A 3,147-nucleotide genomic window follows, 5' to 3' on the forward strand; every position below is an offset into this window, starting at 1 on the left:
CCTGCCGGATCGAGCCGAAGGCGCTGAGGACCGCCGAACACTGGATCAACGAACGGCGCCTGAACTGGGAACAGCGGCTCGACCGGCTCGGCGCCTTTCTTGCCGAAACCAAGGACGAAACCGAAGGAAACTGAGGAGGCCAACATGAGCGAACGCTCCGTCGTCCATTCGACCATAGTGCTCGAACGCAGCTACGCCGCTTCGCCGGCGCGGGTGTTCGCCGCCTGGTCCGATCCCGCCGCATTGCAGCGCTGGGGCTCGCCCGGCGAGGGGTGGGAAACCAGCATTGACTGCTTCGAGTTCCAGGTGGGCGGCATTGCGCTCAGCCGTTTCGGACCCAAGGGTGGCGAGAGTTATGTGAACGAGACGCGCTACCTCGACATCGTGCGCGACCAACGCATCGTCTCGGCTGGCGGCATGACCAGCAGCGGCCAGCGATTGTTTGTCGGCCTGCTGACGGTTGAATTCCGTCGAGAAGGCGCAGGCTGCCGGCTGGTGATGACCGAGCAAGGCGCCTTTCTTGATGGCCATGATCAGCCCGAAAACCATCAGGCCGGCTGGAGCCAGATGCTCGACAACCTGCGGGTAGAATGCGCGTGAGCGCCGCAGCCCGAGCCACGACCAGCAGAATTGGGAGGATAGTATGAAACTCTACTGCGGCATCGGTCCGAATTCCTACCGCGTTCGCATCTTCATGGCTGAGAAAGGCATCGATGTTCCGCGGGTTAATGTCGACCTCACAAAAGGCGAGCACAAGGCGCCGCAATTCCTTGAGCTCAACTCACTAGGCCAGATTCCCGTGCTCGTGCTCGACGACGGCACGGTGATCACCGAAAGTATCGCCATCTGCCGCTATCTGGAGGCGCTGCATCCGACGCCGGCACTGTTCGGCTCGGACGCGGTCAGCCAGGGCAAGGTCGAAATGTGGAACCGCCGCGCCGAGATCGAGATCTTCGGAACGATTGGCAGCATTGCCCAGCATTCCGATCCCATGTTTGCGGAGCGGCTCGTGCAATTCCCGGCTTTCGCCGAAACGCAGCGAGAAGCCGTTCCGGCAAAGTGGGCGTGGCTCGACCGCGAGATCGCCGATGGCCGTCCGTTCATCGCCGGTGACCAGTACTCCGTCGCCGATATCACCGCCGCCGTCGCAGCGTGGCTTGGCGCTTTCTTCGGAACAGACATTCCGGACGCGCTCGTCAATGTCCATCATTGGCTCGACCGTGTTCAGAAACGTCCAAGTTGGAACGCTTAGGCCGCCCGACACTGTTTCAATGGGACGATGTGCGGCTCAACGCCAGCACCTGAATCCAAAGGAGCTTTCGCCATGCCTGTCAAAAGCAGATCGGACTTGATCCCCAGTTACTTCGCCGCCTAGCAGGCCAGCGACCGCAGCGTCATTGAGGCGGTGCTGACAGACGATTTCACCTTCACCAGCCCTTACGACGACGCCATCGACCGCGCGACTTACTTCGCGCGCTGCTGGCCAAACAGCTTCAAGTCGATCGCCGTCGAGAGGATTTGCGAGGACGGCAACGATGCTTTCGTTCTCTATCGCTGCGAAACGCTCGACGGCAAGGTCTTCCGCAACACCGAACTGCATTCGTTCCAGGACGGTAGGCTGCGCAGCGTCGAGGTTTATTTCGGCGCTACCTACAAGGACGGCGTTTTCGTCCCGCAACAACCTTGAGCTAGCTCATCGGCTTGCCAGGCGGTAGGACCGAGCAGGGATGCCTTCTCGACAGCCACGATGATCTCGGCACTCGCAAGCATGACACAGGCGAGCTGCTCGACGCGCTTGGTGCGCCACGGCCAAGACGTCACGGCGCAACTCAGTTTCCTGGCGAGCCAAGCTGCTCTGCATCCCAGAACTGGTCGAGCCAGATGTTGAGCTTCAGGAAGCCGGCATTGCTGACCGTATAGACGCGCCTTGTCCCTTCCGGCTTGGCATTGACCAGTCCGGCGTCGAGCAGCACCTTTAGATGCTGCGAAACAGCCGGACGCGAGACCGGCAACCCGGCGGCCAGTTCGTTGACGGTCTTCGGGCCGCGCCGGAGCTCTTCCAAAAGATAGCGCCGGTTGGGATCGGCAATCGCCATGAAGGCGTCGGAAAACATCATGCCTTATTTGTGAGGCAAAGTTTTCTAAATCTCAACCGTTGGTTTCAGGCTTTCTGCGCGGATCGAGCCGCAATGCTTCCGGCGTGATCGAGCGCTCGGCCGGTTGCGTCTTGAAAGCGTCGCGGTCTTCGATCGGCACCGGCGCGCGCCGGCTGATGCGCAGCAGCGTATAGCCCGCCAGGCAAAGATGCGCGAAGGCCGTCGCAAGGAACAGGCCTTCCGGCCGCATCCAGCCCATCAGGCCGGCGGCCAGCAGCGGACCGATCATCGTGCCGAAACCATAGAGCAGCAGCAGGCCGCCCGACACTTTGACGAAATCCTCGGCCCGGGCGTGGTCGTTGGCATGGGCCACGGCGATCGAATATAGCGTATAGGCAAAAGCGCCGTAGGCGGCGGTGCAGACGATGACGAAGACGCCGGAGCGCGGTTCGAACAGGAAGACCGCGAGGGCGAACAGCGCCGCGCCGAAGGCCAGGCCCGCCAGCACAAAGCGGCGGTCGGGCTTGTCGGAAAGACGCCCCGCCGGAAGTTGCATGGCTGCGCCGGCGACGACCACCAAGCTCATCATCAGCGCGATCTCGGCCGTGGAAATGCCGATACGGGCGCCATAGACGGCACCAAGCGTGCCCCAGGCGCCGTTGGCGATGCCGATCAAAACGCAGGCGATCGCCGACACCGGCGAATTGACATAGAGCCCCTTGACGTCGAGCGAGACGTCCTGCAGCGGCTTGGGGTGCGAAGCCGTCGACACCGCGGTCGGAATGAGCGATAGGCAGAACAGGATACCGGTGATCATGAACAGCGAGGCCGACTTCACGTCGCCGCCGGCAACGATCATCTGGCCGCCCATGATCGAGGCGTAGGTGACCATCATGTAAAGACCGAAGACGGTGCCGCGGTTCTCGTTGGTGGACTTCTCGTTCAGCCAGCTTTCGATGACCATGAAGGCGCCGGCCATGGTGAAGCCGCTGAAGGCGCGCAGCAGGATCCAGACATATTCGTCGATGATCAGGCCGGTGAGCACTGCGAC

4 protein-coding genes and 2 pseudogenes are annotated in these 3,147 nt (G+C 61.9%); 4 read left to right on the top strand and 2 right to left on the bottom strand.

The window, feature by feature from the left end:
* From EOA86_RS39895 to EOA86_RS02740, 4 genes and pseudogenes are all read left to right on the top strand, one after another.
* Positions 1-134 (top strand): annotated as a pseudogene (locus tag EOA86_RS39895) (transcriptional regulator); the annotation flags it as partial.
* 10 nt (positions 135-144) lie between these two features.
* Positions 145-600: an SRPBCC family protein gene (locus EOA86_RS02730; protein ID WP_127210644.1), complete on the top strand. Its 456-nt coding sequence runs from the start codon at positions 145-147 to the stop codon at positions 598-600.
* Positions 601-643: 43 nt separating this feature from the next.
* Positions 644-1,252, top strand: a complete 609-nt coding sequence (locus tag EOA86_RS02735) for a glutathione S-transferase family protein (protein WP_029348745.1) — start codon at positions 644-646, stop codon at positions 1,250-1,252.
* Between the two features lie 141 nt (positions 1,253-1,393).
* Positions 1,394-1,687, top strand: a pseudogene (locus EOA86_RS02740) (nuclear transport factor 2 family protein); the annotation flags it as partial.
* Positions 1,688-1,829: 142 nt separating this feature from the next.
* Here the strand turns inward: EOA86_RS02740 and EOA86_RS02745 are convergent.
* Together EOA86_RS02745 and EOA86_RS02750 are read right to left on the bottom strand one after the other, a co-directional pair.
* Positions 1,830-2,117 (bottom strand): metalloregulator ArsR/SmtB family transcription factor, encoded by a 288-nt coding sequence (locus EOA86_RS02745; protein ID WP_065011314.1) that lies wholly within the window; start codon positions 2,115-2,117, stop codon positions 1,830-1,832.
* Positions 2,118-2,148: 31 nt separating this feature from the next.
* Positions 2,149-3,147 (bottom strand): MFS transporter (locus EOA86_RS02750; RefSeq protein ID WP_245497093.1); only part of this gene is annotated, 999 nt, incomplete at its 5' end.

Origin of the sequence: Mesorhizobium sp. M5C.F.Ca.IN.020.32.2.1 (assembly GCF_004023105.1) — a bacterium.
Classification (GTDB): Bacteria; Pseudomonadota; Alphaproteobacteria; order Rhizobiales; family Rhizobiaceae; genus Mesorhizobium; species Mesorhizobium wenxiniae.

Coding starts and splice junctions, on each gene's coding strand:
- EOA86_RS02730 (WP_127210644.1), top strand. CDS start 145: ATGAGCGAACGCTCCGTCGTCCATTCGACCATAGTGCTCGAACGCAGC.
- EOA86_RS02735 (WP_029348745.1), top strand. CDS start 644: ATGAAACTCTACTGCGGCATCGGTCCGAATTCCTACCGCGTTCGCATC.
- EOA86_RS02745 (WP_065011314.1), bottom strand. CDS start 2,117: ATGATGTTTTCCGACGCCTTCATGGCGATTGCCGATCCCAACCGGCGC.